The following is a 1,818-nucleotide window of genomic DNA, read 5'->3' as shown; positions in this document are numbered from 1 at the left end:
TCCCGCGCGGCCGGGTCCGCCACCGGCCGCCGCCGACCCCGTCGTCGCCCGTACCGATACGGACCGTACCGGCACCGGCCGCTCCGACACCGAACTCCTCATCGCGGCCTCCGTACTCCTCGCCGACGCCGCCCTCGCCGCGAAGCGGGCCGGAGCCGGCCTCACCGAAGCGCTGACCGGCGCGGGCTCCGCCCTCCAGGCCCTGCGCCGCCCCACCTGGGCCCTGGGCACGGCACTGTCCTGCGTACGCGCCCTGACCGACCCGGCCGGCCTCGGCTTCGGGGCCAACGGCGGCGTCGTCGGAGAACTCGCCCGGATCGCGGGCAACGTGACCCGCCGCCGGCCCGCGGCCGTCGCCATGGCGGTGGACGCGTTCGCCCTGCGCATCGAGGCCGCCACCGTCACCCACCCCAACCTGGACTCCCCCCACGCCCGCCGTCTCACCGGCGCCCTCGTCGCCGGCGACCGCCTGGAGGCCGCCCGCGCCCTGCACGCCCTGGTGGAACGGCTCGGCATCACCCGGGCCCTCACCACCGTCAGCCCCGTCATCATGGAACTCCTCGCACTGACCGGGCTGTTGGACGAGAACCCCGTGAACGACGAGTTCTCCTGGGTCACCCTCGCGGGCGGAGTCCCCACCACCGACCCGTTCCTCGGCCTGCCCAGCTCCCTCCTCAAGTACCTCAACCCCGGCCCCGGCCGCGCCGAACGCGCCGAGCCGGACCCGATCCTCGCCAAGGTCCTCGGCACCTCCGGCAACGACATCGTCAGCTACATCAACGACATCGGCGCCCTCGGCAACCACGGCCTGGTCCTGCTGCGCCGCGTCTCCTGCGCGGACGGCGCCGTACGCCACGTCGTGCTGCTCCCCGGAACCAGCTTCGCCCTGCTCAGCAACAGCACCCCGCAGGACCTCATCGGCGCCTTCGACGGCCTGCTGCGCACCGACACCACCTACACCCGGGCGGTGAAGAAGCTGCTGCTCCGGGCCGGCGTGCCGGCCGGGTCGGAGCTGATGCTGGTCGGCCACAGCCTCGGCGGCCTGACCGCGATGAACCTCGCCGCCGACGTGGACGTCGCCTCCGAGTACCGGATCACCCACGTGGTCACACTGGGCTCCCCGATCGACAACAAGCGGCCCGCCGACCACACCACCCGGGTCGTCAGCCTGGTCAACAAGCACGACGTGATCCCTACGCTGGACGGCCGCGGCCCGGCCTCCCCGAACGACATCCCGGACGACTGGGTGGAACTGGCCTGGCTCGACGAGTCGTACGACTACCCGCTCTCGCACGCCCCGCAGGCCTACTCCGACAGCCTGCGCGGCGAACTGGGCCATCACCGGGAACGGATCAACGACCTGATCCGCCGTTACGACGGTGAGATCACCGCCAACCAGCCCTACATGCTGCGCGACAGGTGACCCGCCCCGCGCCCGTGCCCCCGTCCGTGCCCCTGTGTGACCCGAGGGAGAACGCCCCCCGATGACCACCCCCGCCACCGCCTGGCCGCTGGAGAACGCGGTGTTCAGCGCGGCCATGCTCGCCCACCGCCTGCCCTGGGCGGACGCCCCCGCCCGCGCCCTGGGCCTGGACTCCCTCACCCGTGAGGGTGCGGCCCGGGGTGTCCTCGCCCACCTCCACCGCAGCCGTTCCGGACGCCCCGTCCGGCTGCGCACCCCGTTCGGCTCCTTCCTCGTCCCGCTCGGGCCGGCCGACACCGCCGGGCTGCTCGCCGCGGGGGCCGCCTCGGACGCCCTCGCCCCCGCCGTCCGCCTCGACGCGGCCGGACGGCGGCACGGCCTGCACCCCCACGTCC

General features: G+C 74.3%; 2 protein-coding genes. Both read left to right on the top strand.

The features are described from left to right. Window positions 1–1,423 (top strand): lipase family protein (locus tag VR44_RS21375; protein WP_052713743.1); only part of this gene is annotated, 1,423 nt, incomplete at its 5' end. A 61-nt stretch (window positions 1,424–1,484) separates the two neighbouring features. Beyond that, window positions 1,485–1,818 (top strand): hypothetical protein (locus tag VR44_RS21370; protein ID WP_045949169.1); only part of this gene is annotated, 334 nt, incomplete at its 3' end.

Source organism: Streptomyces katrae, assembly GCF_000966975.1.
Taxonomy (GTDB): Bacteria; Actinomycetota; Actinomycetes; order Streptomycetales; family Streptomycetaceae; genus Streptomyces; species Streptomyces katrae.
The sequence above is the reverse complement of the archived record's forward strand: the minus strand, read 5'-3'. Positions and strand labels throughout refer to the sequence as shown.